The organism is Myxococcus faecalis, assembly GCF_050039385.1.
Lineage (GTDB): Bacteria > Myxococcota > Myxococcia > Myxococcales > Myxococcaceae > Myxococcus > Myxococcus fulvus.
Window position 1 is genome coordinate 2,179,612 of the sequence record NZ_CP144336.1, and the last position, 14,223, is coordinate 2,193,834.

The 14,223-nt window shown below is 72.3% G+C and carries 15 protein-coding genes; 13 read left to right on the forward strand and 2 right to left on the reverse strand.

Translation table 11 applies throughout. The features are described from left to right. Nucleotides 1–74: 74 nt before the first annotated feature. Complete coding sequence (locus tag VZQ01_RS08555; protein ID WP_426747501.1) at nucleotides 75–293, reverse strand: DUF1993 family protein; 219 nt, start codon at nucleotides 291–293, stop codon at nucleotides 75–77. Here VZQ01_RS08555 and VZQ01_RS08560 point away from each other — a divergent pair. From VZQ01_RS08560 to VZQ01_RS08615, 12 genes are all read left to right on the forward strand, one after another. After that, the gene (locus VZQ01_RS08560) at nucleotides 231–542 is read left to right on the forward strand and encodes a hypothetical protein (RefSeq protein ID WP_223785955.1); all 312 of its coding nucleotides are present in this window, start codon (nucleotides 231–233) and stop codon (nucleotides 540–542) included. The genes VZQ01_RS08555 and VZQ01_RS08560 overlap by 63 nt on opposite strands. Before the next feature lie 96 nt (nucleotides 543–638). Beyond that, nucleotides 639–914 (forward strand): hypothetical protein, encoded by a 276-nt coding sequence (locus VZQ01_RS08565; RefSeq protein WP_426747503.1) that lies wholly within the window; start codon nucleotides 639–641, stop codon nucleotides 912–914. Nucleotides 915–1,180: 266 nt separating this feature from the next. Beyond that, nucleotides 1,181–2,623 carry an MATE family efflux transporter gene (locus VZQ01_RS08570; RefSeq protein WP_426747504.1) on the forward strand — a complete coding sequence of 481 codons (1,443 nt, stop codon included), beginning with the start codon at nucleotides 1,181–1,183 and terminating at the stop codon, nucleotides 2,621–2,623. Nucleotides 2,624–2,823: 200 nt separating this feature from the next. Then, the gene (locus VZQ01_RS08575) at nucleotides 2,824–4,050 is read left to right on the forward strand and encodes an inositol-3-phosphate synthase (protein WP_267697281.1); all 1,227 of its coding nucleotides are present in this window, start codon (nucleotides 2,824–2,826) and stop codon (nucleotides 4,048–4,050) included. 7 nt (nucleotides 4,051–4,057) lie between these two features. Next, nucleotides 4,058–4,990: an HD domain-containing protein gene (locus VZQ01_RS08580; RefSeq protein WP_426747505.1), complete on the forward strand. Its 933-nt coding sequence runs from the start codon at nucleotides 4,058–4,060 to the stop codon at nucleotides 4,988–4,990. After that, nucleotides 4,987–6,186 (forward strand): class I SAM-dependent methyltransferase, encoded by a 1,200-nt coding sequence (locus VZQ01_RS08585; protein ID WP_426747506.1) that lies wholly within the window; start codon nucleotides 4,987–4,989, stop codon nucleotides 6,184–6,186. The genes VZQ01_RS08580 and VZQ01_RS08585 overlap by 4 nt, the downstream gene beginning before the upstream one ends. Nucleotide 6,187: 1 nt before the next feature. After that, nucleotides 6,188–7,222 carry a Gfo/Idh/MocA family protein gene (locus tag VZQ01_RS08590; protein ID WP_426747508.1) on the forward strand — a complete coding sequence of 345 codons (1,035 nt, stop codon included), beginning with the start codon at nucleotides 6,188–6,190 and terminating at the stop codon, nucleotides 7,220–7,222. Next, nucleotides 7,213–8,046 carry an MBL fold metallo-hydrolase gene (locus VZQ01_RS08595; RefSeq protein WP_223785941.1) on the forward strand — a complete coding sequence of 278 codons (834 nt, stop codon included), beginning with the start codon at nucleotides 7,213–7,215 and terminating at the stop codon, nucleotides 8,044–8,046. Before VZQ01_RS08590 ends, VZQ01_RS08595 begins: the two co-directional genes overlap by 10 nt. Continuing rightward, the gene (locus tag VZQ01_RS08600) at nucleotides 8,043–9,518 is read left to right on the forward strand and encodes a YcaO-like family protein (protein WP_426747509.1); all 1,476 of its coding nucleotides are present in this window, start codon (nucleotides 8,043–8,045) and stop codon (nucleotides 9,516–9,518) included. The genes VZQ01_RS08595 and VZQ01_RS08600 overlap by 4 nt, the downstream gene beginning before the upstream one ends. Nucleotides 9,519–9,521: 3 nt before the next feature. Then, nucleotides 9,522–10,388 carry a sugar phosphate isomerase/epimerase family protein gene (locus tag VZQ01_RS08605; protein ID WP_223750341.1) on the forward strand — a complete coding sequence of 289 codons (867 nt, stop codon included), beginning with the start codon at nucleotides 9,522–9,524 and terminating at the stop codon, nucleotides 10,386–10,388. Next, entirely contained in the window at nucleotides 10,385–11,671 is a 1,287-nt protein-coding gene (locus VZQ01_RS08610; RefSeq protein WP_223750340.1) for a glycosyltransferase family 4 protein, read from the forward strand. The genes VZQ01_RS08605 and VZQ01_RS08610 overlap by 4 nt, the downstream gene beginning before the upstream one ends. Then, nucleotides 11,668–12,441: a PIG-L deacetylase family protein gene (locus VZQ01_RS08615; protein ID WP_426747511.1), complete on the forward strand. Its 774-nt coding sequence runs from the start codon at nucleotides 11,668–11,670 to the stop codon at nucleotides 12,439–12,441. Before VZQ01_RS08610 ends, VZQ01_RS08615 begins: the two co-directional genes overlap by 4 nt. Nucleotides 12,442–12,504: 63 nt before the next feature. Here VZQ01_RS08615 and VZQ01_RS08620 read toward each other — a convergent pair whose 3' ends face one another. After that, nucleotides 12,505–13,332: an NAD-dependent epimerase/dehydratase family protein gene (locus VZQ01_RS08620; protein ID WP_426748944.1), complete on the reverse strand. Its 828-nt coding sequence runs from the start codon at nucleotides 13,330–13,332 to the stop codon at nucleotides 12,505–12,507. A gap of 98 nt (nucleotides 13,333–13,430) precedes the next feature. Between VZQ01_RS08620 and VZQ01_RS08625 the strand changes: the two genes are divergently transcribed. Further along, the gene (locus tag VZQ01_RS08625) at nucleotides 13,431–14,213 is read left to right on the forward strand and encodes a helix-turn-helix domain-containing protein (protein ID WP_426747512.1); all 783 of its coding nucleotides are present in this window, start codon (nucleotides 13,431–13,433) and stop codon (nucleotides 14,211–14,213) included. Nucleotides 14,214–14,223 lie beyond the last annotated feature (10 nt).

The following is a 14,223-nucleotide window of genomic DNA, read 5'->3' on the forward strand; positions in this document are numbered from 1 at the left end:
AGCCGCACGGCGTCTGGCGCCCAGTATAGGAGAGAAGGGGGCTCGGGCGTCACCCGGCGCGGGCGAAGTCCCGCTCAACGCTCGCCCCAGTTGCCCAGGAAGTCGCCCATGGTGAGTCGCACGCCTTGGTTGCGCAGGATGCCGTAGGCCGTGGTCAGGTGATAGAAGAAGTGGGGAATCGCGAAGGCCATCAGGAACTGCCTCCCACTGGCGCGCACCGAGCCACGGCGGTGCGCGATGACGACCTCTCGCTCGAAGCCAGCTTCGAGGTCGCTCGGAGCGAGCGTGTACATGTGCAGGTCCGCCGCGGAGGCACCCGCGACGGCTCCAGCGGGCCGCGCATCCAGCAACGCCGCGTCACCAAGGCCACTGACGGCGGCATCCGACCTATCGTCACCCTCGTCCGGCACGGGTTGGGCAATGGCTTTCCGCGCGAGGTGGTCATCCGACCCGAGCCCCTGGGAGATACGGTCCGCCGGCTGTTCGGCAACAAGGACGAGGATGTTGGAGATGCCAGCCTTGATAATGCATTGGACGATTGATGGTCGTCGCGTCGTCGAGCGCGCTCCACGCCGGATGGGATGTCAGGGTCACGGGTCAAGATGCTCCCGGTTCGACAACACAAGGAGCCCGCAACCATGAGGACCGCCATCGCAGCCCTCACCCTGCTCGTGTCCACTTCCGCCGCGGCGTCCCTGACCCTTCGCTACGAGAACAAGGACTCCAAGGCGTACGCCGCCGAGGCCGTGTGCAGCGGGAGCAAGCAGGACCCGGTGAAGTTCTCCGCCAGCACCACGTCCTCGGTCTCCATCCAGGGTTCGTCGCCCTGCAAGGTGACGCTGCAGGGCACCACCATCACCTTCGACGGTGACGCGAACATCATCATCAAGGACGGGAAGATCTCCCGGAAGTAGCCCGGAGCGACCGCGTTCCCGTCCTGGCAATGCGCGGACGGGAGCGCGCTGTCCGGCATGGCGTCCATCGAAGGGCCCGTGCTGACTCCAACAAGGTGGGTTCTCGGAGCCTCTCGTGGACTTCGAGCGACCTGACGTCCGAGCAGGCCCCTTCCAGGCCGAACCGCCGTTGGACGCCTGCTCGCGCCGCCCTGCACCGTGGCACCGGCAGGCGGGGGACCGCGCGGGATGAAAGGCATGCAACATCCCGTTGCAACGCCCAATCCATGACGCAACCCCCACCCGACGCCTTCTCCCCCGGCGCCACTCCCGCCACCTCGGGGGGCAAGGGCCTGCTCGCCTCCTGCTGGCTGGCCGTGCGCGGCTCCACCGAGGACCTGGCCACCGGGCCCGTGGACCGCGCCTTCCTGCTGCTGTCCGTCCCCATGGTGCTGGAGATGGTGATGGAGTCCATCTTCGCCCTGGTGGACGTGCTCTTCGTGTCCCGACTGGGCGCGGACGCCATCGCCACCGTGGGCCTCACCGAGGCCGTGCTCACGCTGTTCCGGACCGTCCCGCTGGGGCTGGCCGTCGCCGCGACCGCGCTCGTCTCCCGCCGCATCGGCCAGAAGGACCCGGAGCGCGCCGCGCGCACCGCCGTTCAGGCCCTCGGGTTGGGACTCGTCCTCTCCGTGCCGCTGGCGCTGGCCGGCTGCCTCTTCGCGCGCCCCATCCTCACCGCGATGGGCGCATCCCCCGGCGTGGTGACGCACGGCCTGGGGTACGCGCGGCTGATGCTGGGCGGCTTCCCCATCATCATGCTGCTGTTCCTCATCAGCGCCATCCTGCGCGGCGCGGGGGACGCGGCCACCTCCATGCGCGCGCTGTGGCTAGCCAACTCCGTGAACATCGTGCTCGCGCCCCTGTTCATCTTCGGCCTGGGCCCCGTGCCCGCGATGGGCGTCACCGGCGCCGCGGTGGCCACCACCTTGGGCCGCGGCACCGGCGTGCTGTACCAGCTGTACCGCCTGCTCCAGGGCAGCGGCCGGCTGGAGCTGCGCCGCCGTCACCTGCGCGTGGAGCCCTCCACGCTGCGCTCGCTGCTCAAGCTGTCCGGCGGCGCCATCCTCCAGTCGCTCTTGGGCATGTCCAGCTGGCTCGTGCTGATGCGCATCGTCGCCACCTTCGGCAGCACGGCGCTCGCGGGCTACACGCTGGCCATGCGCATCCTGCTCTTCGCCCAGCAGCCGTCCTGGGGCCTGTCCCACGCCGCGGGCACGCTCGTGGGTCAGAGCCTGGGGGCGGGCGACACCGAGCGGGCCGAGCGCGCCGCGTGGCGCGCCAGCTTCTACACGCTCGGCTTCCTGGGCGTGGTGGCCGTGGGCTTCCTGGTCTTCGCCGAGCCCCTCATCCACCGCTTCACCTCCGAGCCGGAGGTGGCCCTGCACGCCGTGCGCTGCCTGCGCATCGTCAGCTGCAGCCTCGCCCTCTACGCCTTCGTCACCGTGCTGCCCCACGCCTTCAACGGCGCGGGGGACACCACCACGCCCACCGTGGTGAACGCCCTCTTCTCCTGGGGCCTCCAGCTGCCCCTGGCGTATGTCCTCTGCCATCCGTTGGGCTGGGGCCCCACGGGCGCGTTCGTCGCCATCGCCATCACCTACGGCGCGCTGGGTCTGACGAGCGCCGCCCTCTTCCGCAGGGGCGGGTGGAAGCTTCGACACGTCTGATACACGTCGCTGGCATCCGACATTCGGCACGCCCCGGAGACAGAGTTGAAAGCACCCACCCAGGTGCCGACTTTCCCGGAACTCTCGCAGCGTGTGAGTCCCCGGAGTATCCGGGACACCGGAGGCGCCCGACACCCCGGAGCGCTCCCGGCCCCACCGCGGCGAGTCCCAGGGTGCGGCAGTCGGTGGGGGCGTCAGACATGGCGAGCAACGAGCGGCTGGGAGTGGCGATTGTGGGTTTGGGCGGGGCGGTGGCCACCACGGCGGTGGCGGGCATGGAGCTGCTGCGCCGGGGACGCGTGGACACACGAGGGCTGCCGCTGGCGGACGTGAAGGGCCTGGGGCTCGTGGAGTACGACGCGCTCACGTTCGGCGGCTGGGATTTGTTCGACGAGGACCTGGCGAAGGCGGCGCGCAACCACGCGGTGCTGACGGAGGCCCAGCTTTCGGCCGTGACGCCCACGCTGGAGCGCATGCGCCCCTGGGCCGCGGCCTCCAACCCGAGGTTCTGCAAGAACATCGTCGACACGACGGCGAAGAAGGCCCGCTCCCTGCGTGAGCAGGTGCAGGCCATCCGCGACGACCTCGCCCGCTTCAAGAAGGACGAGAAGCTGGACCGCGTGGTGGTGGTGAACCTGGCCTCCACGGAGAAGAGCGTGGACCTCACCCGGCCCCAGTTCGCCACGCCGGAGTCCTTCGAGAAGGCCCTGGACGCGAACGACGCGGACATCGGCCCCGCGATGCTCTACGCGTACGCGGCCATCGTGGACGGCGTGCCGTTCGCCAACTTCACGCCCAGCGTCGCCGCGGACGTGCCCGCGCTGCTCGAGCTGGCGAAGCGCACCGGCGCGCCCATCGCCGGCAAGGACGGCAAGACGGGGCAGACGCTGCTCAAGACGGTGCTCGCGCCCGCGCTGAGAGATCGCGCGCTGCACGTGGACGGATGGTACTCCACCAACATCCTGGGCAACCGCGACGGCGAGGCCCTCGACGACCCGGCGTCGCGGCAGAACAAGCTCGACACCAAGGGCGCGGCCCTGGACAGCATCCTCGGCTACAAGGTCCAGGACCACATCGTCCAGATCCAGTACTACCGCCCGCGCGGGGACAACAAGGAGGCCTGGGACAACATCGACGTCACCGGCTTCCTCGGGCAGCCGATGCAGCTCAAGCTCAACTTCCTCTGCAAGGACTCCATCCTCGCCGCGCCGCTCGTGGTGGAGCTGGCGCGCACGTTGGACCTGGCCAAGCGCCGGGGCGAGGGCGGCGTCATCGACGCGCTGGGGTGCTTCTTCAAGGCCCCCATGTCGCCGGACGGCCAGCCGGTGGAGCACGCCATGGCCGAGCAGCAGCGCCGCCTGATGGCGTGGCTGTCCAAGGGCCGCGTGCAGCGCACGGAGTCCACCCCCGAGCGCATCAGGGGCTGACACCACCATGAACACACCCGCGCGTGACTCGGCGGCGGCCCCGGGCCGCCTCGCGAAGCTGCGTCCGCTCCTGTCGGAGCTGATGGACCTCAAGCGCACCCGCACTCCGGACCATCGGGAGGGCCTGGCGGCCCATGGCTTCCGTCGCGCGTGGGCGGCCCTGGCGGCGGGCATGGACCCCGGCACCGTGGCGCTCCAGGAGACGGCGCGCGCGGTGGCGGCGGTGCGGCTGTGCGGCCTGGACGCGGACCTCCTCCAGCGGGCGGGGCTGTCCCCGCTGGACACGACGCGGGTGCTGCGCCGGGGCCTGGACGCGGTGGCGGGGCCGCTGGACCCAGGCCTGCGCGAGCAGCTGTCGCTGGCGCTGATGCCCTCCTCCGAGGCCACCCCCGGCACGCCGCCGGCGTTCGTGGAGCGGCTGGTGCACCAACCCCGCGCCGGGGCCACGTTCCCCGGCCGGGCACGCCTCGTCGTGCCACCGCAGGAGAGCCACGCCGACCACTGCTACGCGGTGGCGGTGGGGGCGGTGCTCGTGTCCCCCCACTTCGGCGCGGCCCCGGCCCTGCCCTTCCTGGCGGGCCTGTCGCATCACCTCTTCAACGCGGCGCTGCCGGACGCGGGCTACAGCGGCGAGACGCTGCTGGGGGACCTGCTCGAGCCCCTGATGAAGCGCCTCACCGAGGCGGCCCTGACACAGCTCCCGCCCCGGCTCCGCGAGGCCGTGCGCCAGGCGCTGACGCTCACCGGCAACGTGGATTCGGCGGAGGCGCGCGCCTTCAACGCCGCGGACACGCTGGACCGGGTGCTGGAGCTGGAGGCCCACGCCCGCGCGGCGGCCTTCACGCTGCGCCAGGCGCTGGAGGACCTGGAGCTGCTCCACCCCGGCCCGCTGCAGGCCTTCGGCAACGACGTGCTTCGCGAAGCGGAGGTGTGGCCATGAGGCAGCCGTGGGACACCGCCGCGCCGCCGCCGCATCCGCGCCATCCCCTCACGGGACTGCCGTTGACGCGCGTGTCGCCCGAGCTCTGGTCGGATGGCGCCACGTGCTGGCCCGTCGTGGACGGCATCCCCTTCCTGCGCACCGGCCGGGAGGCCCTGCGCGAGGCCGTGGTGAGCGCGCTGGAGCGAGGCGACCGCCATCACGCGCGCGCCCTGCTGCTGCGGGACCAGGATGACCATGCGCGCCTGCCGCCCCCGCCCCTGTCCTCCACCGCCGCCGTCGTGGCGGGCGTCGAGTCGGGGACGATGGGGCTTCGCGAGGCCATGGAGCGCCTGGGCTTCGGGCCGGTGGCGCCCTACTTCGCGCACCGGCAATCCGCGCCCACCTTCCTGAGCGCGCTGGGCCTGCTGGCGCAGCACTGGGACGCGCCGCCGTGCGTGGTGGAGCTGGCGTGTGGCATCGGCCAGGTGCTGCGCGAGGTGTCCCTGCGGGGCACCCCCGTGGTGGGCGTGGACGTGGTGTTCGCCAAGCTGTGGCTCGCGCGTCACTTCATCGTGCCCCAGGCCGTGCTCCTCTGCGCGGACGCGGCCGCGGACCTGCCCATCGCGCCGCTCGAGGGCGCCACCGTGCTGTGTCACGACGCGCTCTACTTCCTGCCGGACAAGGCCCGCGCGCTGGCGGAGCTGCGCCGCGTTGCGGGGCCCTCCGGCCGCGTGCTCGTGGGCCATGCCCACAACCGGCACGTCGACCAGCGGGGCGTGGGGGGCACGCCGCTGGACCCCGCCGGATACGCGGCGCTGATGCCCGGGGCCGCCTGCTATGACGACGCTGGATTCGTCACCCGCTTCCTCGACGGGGGCGCCGTGGCCGATACCCCGCTGCCCCAACTGGAGCGCGCGGAGGCCTTGAGCTTCGCGTGGCCCCCGACGCCGGGACGCAGGTCCATCGACTTCGGCGTGGCCGCGCCGGGCGCGAGGCTGAGCCCCAATCCGCTGCTGGAGGCGCACGACGGCCGGGTGCGCCCCGCGTGGCCCACGCCTGGCCTGGCCGCCGAGTACGCGAGCGCCCACTACCTGTGCTCGGACGCGCCCGGGGACGCGGCCCTGCTGCGGCGGGCCGCCACCGACGCGACGCCCGAGCAGCGGGCCGCGCTCGTCAGGCGGCGGTGGCTTTTGAACCTTCCAGAGAGGTGGTGACATGTCCGGGGCGAAGCCAGGAGGCCGCACGCTGGGCTGGGCGGTGGTGGGGTGCGGTCTGGTGGCGCGGGAGTACGTCATCCCGGCGCTCCAGGGCGCGCGCAACGCGCGGCTGGTGGCGCTGTGCGACTCGGACGCGGAGGCGCTGATGCGCATCCCGGCGGACGACGTCGTCCGTCACACCGCGCTGGAGGCGGCGCTGGCGGACCGGAGCGTGGAGGCCGTCTACATCGCCACGCCCAACCACCTGCACGCCGCGATGACGGAGGCGTGCGCGGCGGCGGGCAAGCACGTGCTGTGCGAGAAGCCCATGGCCATCACGGTGCAGGACGGGCTGCGCATGCTGTCCGCGTGTCGGCGCGCGGGCGTGCACTACGCCACCGCGTTCGACCAGCGCCACCACGCCGCGCACCGCAAGCTGCGCACGCTGGTGAAGGAGGGCGTGCTGGGCACCCTCACCCAGGCGCGCATCCACTACGCCTGCTGGCTGCCCGCGGACTGGGCGCCCGACAACTGGCGCATCGACCCGGAGCGGGCCGGCGGCGGCGCGATGATCGACCTGGCGCCCCACGGGCTGGACCTGCTGGAGGTGGTGCTGGGGGATGAATGGCAGTCGCTCGTCGCGATGACGCAGCGGCGCGTGCATGACTACGCGGTGGACGACGGCGCGGTGCTGATGGGCCAGTTCCGCGGCGGCGCGCTGGGCGTCCTCCAGGTGGCCTACAACTGCCCGGACGCGTACCCCCGGCGCACGCTGGAGCTCATCGGCACCCGCGCGCGCGCGCTGGCGTACAAGACGATGGGGCAGACGCCCGGCGGGACGCTGTCGCTCACCGACGCGACGACGGGCGAGGAGACGTGGCTCCCCCTGTCCCCGGACGAGGACCAGAGCCCCTTCCGCAACCAGGTGGAGGCCTTCTCCGACTGCGTGCTGGAAGGCCGCCCTCAGCCCTTCGCCCCGGAGCGCGACGTGCGCCTCGTGGGGCTCCTGTCGCAGGCGCTCCACGCCGGGAAGGCGTTTCCCCCATGTCACTGACCCGCTATGCCTGTACCCACTGCGGCACCTGGCAGCCGGGGTTTGCTCGCCAGCCGCCCGCGGGCTGCCCCACCTGCCTGGACGTGCGCAACGCCCTGCCGCCGGACGGCTGGGAGTTCCAGACGACGGGACAGGTGTCGGAGCGCCTGAGCACGCACTGGGAGGAGGCGCTGCCCGGCGTCTGGGGCTTCTCTTGCGCGCCGCGCTTCGGCCTGGGCTCCACGGGGTGGCTGCTGCGCCGCCCCGAGGGCAACGTCGCATTCGAGGGCGCGCCCTGGTACTCGCGGCCGGCGCTGGAGTTCCTGGAGACACTGGGCGGCCTCCAGGTGCTGTCCGCGTCGCACCCGCACGGCTTCGGGGCGCTGTGGCAGTTGCAGGAGCGCTTCGACCCGCTGCTCGTCCTGCACCGGGACGCGGTCCGCTACAGCAAGGCCTTCCAGGTGCGCTGGCCGGTGGATGACGAGCACCCCCTGGCACCGGGCCTGACGCTGCACTGCGTGGCGGGGCACTACGAAGGCCAGACGGTCTTGTACGACGCGCGCACCCGCTCGCTGTTCTGCGGCGACGCGCTGAAGGTGGAGCTGGACGCGCGCGGCCGCCCCACGGCGCTGTCGTGTCACAAGGGCTTCCACTACGCGATTCCGTTGAGCCACGCGGAGCTGCGCCGCTACCGCGCGGTGCTCGAGCGGCTCCCGTTCGAGAACGTCTTCACCCCGTTCGAGTTCGCGCGCGGCGTCACCCGCGAGCATGCCCTGGCGCTGTTCGACCGGCTGCTCACGGGCATGCCTCACACCCGTCCCATTGCGTTGGAGGAGCTGTCATGAGCCTGACCGAAGCCCTGGATGCCTATTTCCGTGTCATGCCTCCGGGAGCGTTCCCGATCTTCCGCATCGACCCGCTGGACCGGCTGGGCGTGCCGGTGGTCTCCGCCAGCCTGCGGATGGGAGACCGCCCCGGCGACATCATCCACGCCAACGGCTACGGCGCCACCGAGGAGGAGGCGCGCGTCGGGGCCCTGGGAGAGCTCGCCGAGGAGGTCTGCGCGGACCAGGCCCTGCTGCGCATGCCCCGCGTGCACGGCACCTACGCGGAGCTGGTGGCCACCTTCGGCCCCGAGGCGGTGGTCAATCCCCTCACCCTGAGCCTGCCCGCGGGCAGTCCCTACCGGCCCGACATGCCGCTCGTCTGGGGCGAGATGAAGCGCCTGTCCACCGGCGAGCGGGTGCTGGTGCCCGAGGAGTTCATCGCCGTGCGGCCCGGGAACCTGGTGGGGAAGACGCCGCTCGCCAGACCCTTGACCAACGGGCGTGGCGCGGGACGCACGCAGCAGCAGGCGCTGGCGCACGCGCTGCTGGAGCTGCTGCAGCGCGACGGCAACGGGCTCCAGTTCCGCGCGATGGACCAGGGCGTGGTGCTGGACCTGGAGGGCGCGGCGCTGGACCCGGACGTGCGGGAGCTGCTGGGGCGCTACCAGCGCGCGGGCGTGGAGGTGCTGGCGAAGCTGGCGAGCACCGACTTCGGCCTCGTGAACGTCTACGTGGTGGGCCACGACCTGTCCGTGGGCAACCAGCCGCTGCTCGTGACGGGTTGCGGCGAGGCGACGGACCCGGACCGGAACCGGGCGCTGCGCAAGGCGCTGCTGGAGTTCGCGGGCTCCCGGGCGCGCAAGGCCGTCTCGCACGGCCCGATGAGCGAGGTGGCCCGCGTCGCGCCCCGGGAATACATGGAGCAGTTCGTCCCCCTGGTGGACGTGGCCTCCGAGGAGCCCCGCGCGCTACAGGCCATGGCGGAGTGGTCCCAGCTGCCGGCCTCGGCGCTGCGCGAGCTCACCGCGTGCACGTTGCTGCGCCGGCGCACCGTGCGCTTCGAGGACCTGCCCCAGGTGCCGGGGATGGAGGACCCCGCGCGGCGGTGTGAGCACGTGGTGAAGCAGCTCCACGCGGCGGGCTTCGACATCCTCGTCGCGGACCTGTCGCCTCCGGGCCACCCCGTGCACGTGGTGAAGGTGGTGGTGCCGGGGCTGGAGGTGGAGACGATGACCTATGGCCGGCTGGGCGAGCGCAACGTGGCGCGGCTGCTCGAGCGTCGTGAGCCGCTGGCGGGTCTGGGGGCGCCTCCGCCGGGAGCGCAGCCGGTGCGGCTCACCCCGGAGGCCGAGGCGCGGCTGGGCGGTCCCGCCTGGTTCGACACGCGGCTGGCCGAGGCGCGCGTGGGACGCCTGTATCCCCTCTACCGGGAGCCGGACCGTCACGCCGTGCACGCGATGCGCACGAGCCGTCGCTTCGGGGGGCAATGAGCCATGGCGCTGCGCTTCGCGTACAACACCAACGGCGTGTCCAACCACCGCTTCGAGGACGCGCTGCGCCTCATCGCGGACAGCGGCTACGACGGCGTCGCGTTGACGCTGGACCACCACCACTTCGACCCGTTCGCGCCGGACTTCGAGCAGCGGAGCGGCCAGCTCGCCGCGCTGCTGGAGCGGCTGGGGCTGGGGCTGGTGGTGGAGACGGGGGCGAGATTCCTGCTGGACCCCCGGCGCAAGCATGAGCCCACGCTCATCACGCCGGACGCCGCGGGTCGGGCCCGGCGCCTGGAGTTCCTGGAGCGCGCGGTGGACGTGTGCGCGACGTGTCGGGGCGAAGCGGTGTCCTTCTGGGCGGGGGTCCCCCGCGCCGAGGTGACACAGGAGGCGGCCTGGCCGTGGCTGGTGGACGCAGTGGCCCGGCTGTCGGAGTACGCGGCGGCGCGCGGGGTGGTGCTGGCGGTGGAGCCGGAGCCGGGGATGCTGGTGGACACCGTGGACGGCTGGAGCCTGCTGCAGGCGCGGGTGGTGGCGGCGGGCGCGCCTCCGGTGCGCCTGGCCCTGGACGTGGGGCACCTGCTGGTGACCGGCGAGCGGGCGCCGGCGGAGGCGGTGCGTGAGTTCGCGCCGGTGCTGGGCACGGTGGCGCTGGAGGACATGAAGCGCGGCGTGCATGAGCACCTGCCGTTCGGCGAGGGGGACGTGGACGTGCCGTCGGTGCTGCGGGAGCTGACGCGCGCGGGCTACGACCGGCTGGTGTGCGTGGAGTTGTCCAGGGATGCGCACCGGGCGCATCAGATGGTGCCCGGGGCGCTGGAGTGGCTGAGGGCGCGGCTGCCCACGGGCGCGGAGGTGGCGGCGTGAACACCGTGAGCCCGCTGCGAATCTGCTTCATCTCCCGGCGCTTCTTCCCGGCCATCTCGGGGATGAGTGTCTATGCGCTCAACCTGGTGCGGGAGCTGGTCGCGTGCGGGCATGACGTGACGATGGTGAGCCAGTACCGCAACGACGCCGCGGGGATGGCGGTGTATGGGGGCGGGCCGCCGCCAGGGATTCCGGGCGCGCACGTGCTGGGGTGCGAATCCCGGGGCGAGCAACGCATCAACCAGGGGCAGCCCGCCAGCTTCGAGCAGGACGTGGAGGACCTGGTGGAGACGGTGGTTCGCGAGCACCGGCGCCGGCCCTTCGACTTCATCCATGCCCAGTATGGCTATCCCTGTGGCCTGGCGGCGCTGGAGGCCTCGCGGCGTCTGGGATTGCCCAACGTCGTCTCCATCCAGGGCGGTGACGGACACTGGGTGGGGACGTGCTGTGGGACGCACAAGCAGGCGATGCTCGCGGTGCTGGGCCACTCGGGGGCGCTGTTGATTGGCAGCCGGTCCTTCGCGGAGGAGGTGCGGGGGCACCATGGGACGCCGCTGGAGCGGTTCACCATCGTCCCGGGCGCCACGGACACCCAGCGCTTCCATCCGCGCAACGAGTCGAGGCTGGGGGAGCCGCAGGACGTGCCGGTGTGGCTGTACCACGGCCGGGTGGACGCGCGAAAAGGCGTGATGGAGCTGCTGGACGCGGCGAAGCGGCTGGTGGCGGAGGGGCGCCGGTTCCGGCTGCGCGTGTCTGGAATCGGGCCGGACGTGGAGGCGGTGCGCGCGCGCGTGGAGGCGGAGGGGCTTCGGGGCACGGTGGAGCTGACGGGCGTGTCCACCTACGCGCAGGCGCCGGACCTGTACCGGAGTGGGGACCTGTTCGTGTCGCCCACGTATTCGGAAGGGTTCTCCAACACCCTGCTGGAGGCGATGGCGTCGGGGCTGCCCATCGTGTCCACGAAGGCGGTGGGGGTGGTGGACTGCCTGGAGGACGGGCGGGACGCGCTGTTGGTGCCGCCGAGGGACAGCGTCGCGCTGGCGGAGGCCATGGGGCGGCTGATGGACGACGCGCCGCTGCGAAGACGGCTCGCGACGACGGCGCTCGGCGAGGTGCGGGAGCTGTACTCGTGGCGGACGGTGGGGCGACAGATTCAGGGAGTGTACAAGGCGCTGACCGGCACGCGGCCGGACACGCGGTGGACGAACGTGTATGACCCGGCGACGACGCAGCGGAGCGCGGACCCCTCGTGCAGGTTCCGGGCGGCGCCGCACCTGTTATGAGCACCGCCCTCTTCGTGTCGCCGCACCTGGACGACGTGGCCTTCTCGTGTGGGGGGACACTGGCGGCATTGAAGGCCAAGGGGTGGACGGTGGCGCTCATCACCGTCTTCACGCGCTCGGTGCCGGAGCCCCGGGGCTTCGCGCTGAAATGCCAGACAGAGAAGGGGCTGGGGCCGGAGGTGGACTACATGGCCCTCCGGCGAGAGGAGGACCGGGCGTTCGCGAAGCGGCTGGGCGTGGACGTCCTGGCGTGGGCGGACCTGGAGGAGGCGCCGCACCGGGGCTACGCGAGCGCGGAGGCGCTGTTCCATCCCCCGCGAGAGGATGACGCCATCCAGGCGGAGGTGGCGCGGCGTCTGAAGCCGGTGTTGTGGGAGCTGACGCCCAGCCGGGTCTTCGTGCCGCAGGCGCTGGGGAGCCACGTGGACCACGTTCAGGTGGTGCGCGCGGCGCGGGGGTTGGGCATCCCGTCCCACCGCGTCTGGTATTACCGCGACACGCCCTACGCCGTGCGCCAGCCGGGCGCGAAGCCCGACCCGGCGCTGCCTCGGGAGCCGCGGCCCCTGGCGGTGGACATCACGGCGCACCTGACGACCAAGGTGGAGGGCTGCCTCTGCTACGGCACCCAATTGGGCTTCCAGTTCGGAGGCGCGGAGGGCGTGGGACCGATGCTGGAAGCCTTCCACCGCCGGGAAGCGGAGGCCCACGGACGCTCGGGAGCCGCGGAGGTCTTCCTGGGTCAGCAACTCCCGACGGCATCCCCGCGCTGACGCACGGCTCGGCGGAATGCGTCGGGGCTCGCTGGCTGAAGCTGCTCCGGGAGCACGTCTGTTCTATGCACCCGCCGCGAGCGCGTCGGCGAGGCGGGGGAACACCGGCTTGAACCCGAGGTCCTCGCGGATGCGGCGCCCGTCGAGGAGCACGTCGAAAGCGCGCGCGAACTCGGCGTTCGAGCCATCGGGCGGGGGCTGCCCCACCGATGCGAAGAGCGTGGCGAGGTCAGGCGCCTCGTCGTCGACCACGTTGTAGATGCGGTGCGCCGGCGAAGGCGCCTCGAGCAGACGTGCCACGGCCTGCGCGACGTCGGCGTGGTGGGCAATCGACATGCGTTGGGCCGCCGGGAAGCCGCGCATCATCGGCACCACCTCCTCGATATGTGGGTCCCCGTCGCCGTACACGAACGGCAGGCGCAGCACCCGCACGTCGAGCCCTTCGACTCCGAGGAGGAAGCGCTCGGCGGCGAGCTTGCTCACCGGATAGGCCACGGTCGGCGCACAGGAGTCTTCCTCGCCGACGAGCCGTCCCCCCGTCGAGCCATGGACCAGGCCGGTGCTCGTGAAGATGAAGCGCTTCACGGACGCGGCACGTGCGGCGGCCGCGAGGTGCTGCGTGCCCAGGTCATTGACCGCGTGCGCCTGCTCGGGCGTCGCGCCGCGGAAGAACGCGGCGCAGTGGACCACGGCGTCGACGCCGCGCACGGCGGGCACCAGCGAGCCCGCGTCGAGCAGGTCGCCCTGGGCGAGCTCCACCCGCGCCTCCTTCGGGAAGACAGCGCGTGTGGGCTCACGGACGAGGGCACGCACGTCATGGCTCCGCTCGGCGAGTCGCTGGGTGAGTCGGCTTCCGACCTTTCCGGTCGCTCCGGTGACAAGGATTTTCATGGGCCGACCTTCGCCCGCCCAGGCGCGGCGAGGATTGGAGAAAACGGACACGTGCCCCCACGCTTGCGCCGCCGTCGAGCGCGGGCCAGAGTCAGGGCATGCATGCGGGCCTTGTCCATCGCCATCACATCGCGCCGGGCGCCTCGGTCGCGTCCGCTGTAGCCGCGCTGTTCGTGGACGAGCGCGACCACGACGTGCGGGGCCTGCTGATTCCGCGGCCCGAGGTCCATCTCGTCGTTCGGTTCGGGCCGGCGGCGCGAAGGGGCCTGGACGCACACGCGATGGGCGGAATGCAGCGGGTGCGTCGCAAGCACATCCACCACGGACAGCGGACCGTGACGGCGCGGCTCCACCTGGGCGCGCATGAGGCGGTGCTCGGCGTCCCGGCCTCCGCCCTTGCCGGAAGCATCGTCGCACTCGAGGACCTGTGGGGCGATGCCGCGGCCCGGCGGCTCTTCGAGCGGCTCGGCGACACCGACGACACGGCCCAGGTGGCGGACATCCTGGAGCACGCCATCGCCGAACGCCTCGCGCGCACCGACGGACGCCGCGCCCACCCACGACTCGCCCTCGACGCCGCCGAGCGGCTCTCGAGCGGCACGGTGAACGACGTCGCGGGTGACATCGGGGTGAGCGACAGACATCTGCGTCGCGTGTTCCGGGAGACCGTCGGCGTGGGTCCCAAGGCCTTCGCCAGGCTCGTCCGCTTCCATCGCGCGCTGCGCGCCGCATCCGAGGACGAACACGCCCACTGGGCGGACATCGCCGCCGACGCCGGCTATTACGACCAGGCGCACCTCATCGCCGAGTTCCGCGCGTTCACGGGTCTGACGCCCCAGGGGTTCCTCCGTGAGCTGCGAGCGACGGAGTTGATCAGCTGACACCCGGGCC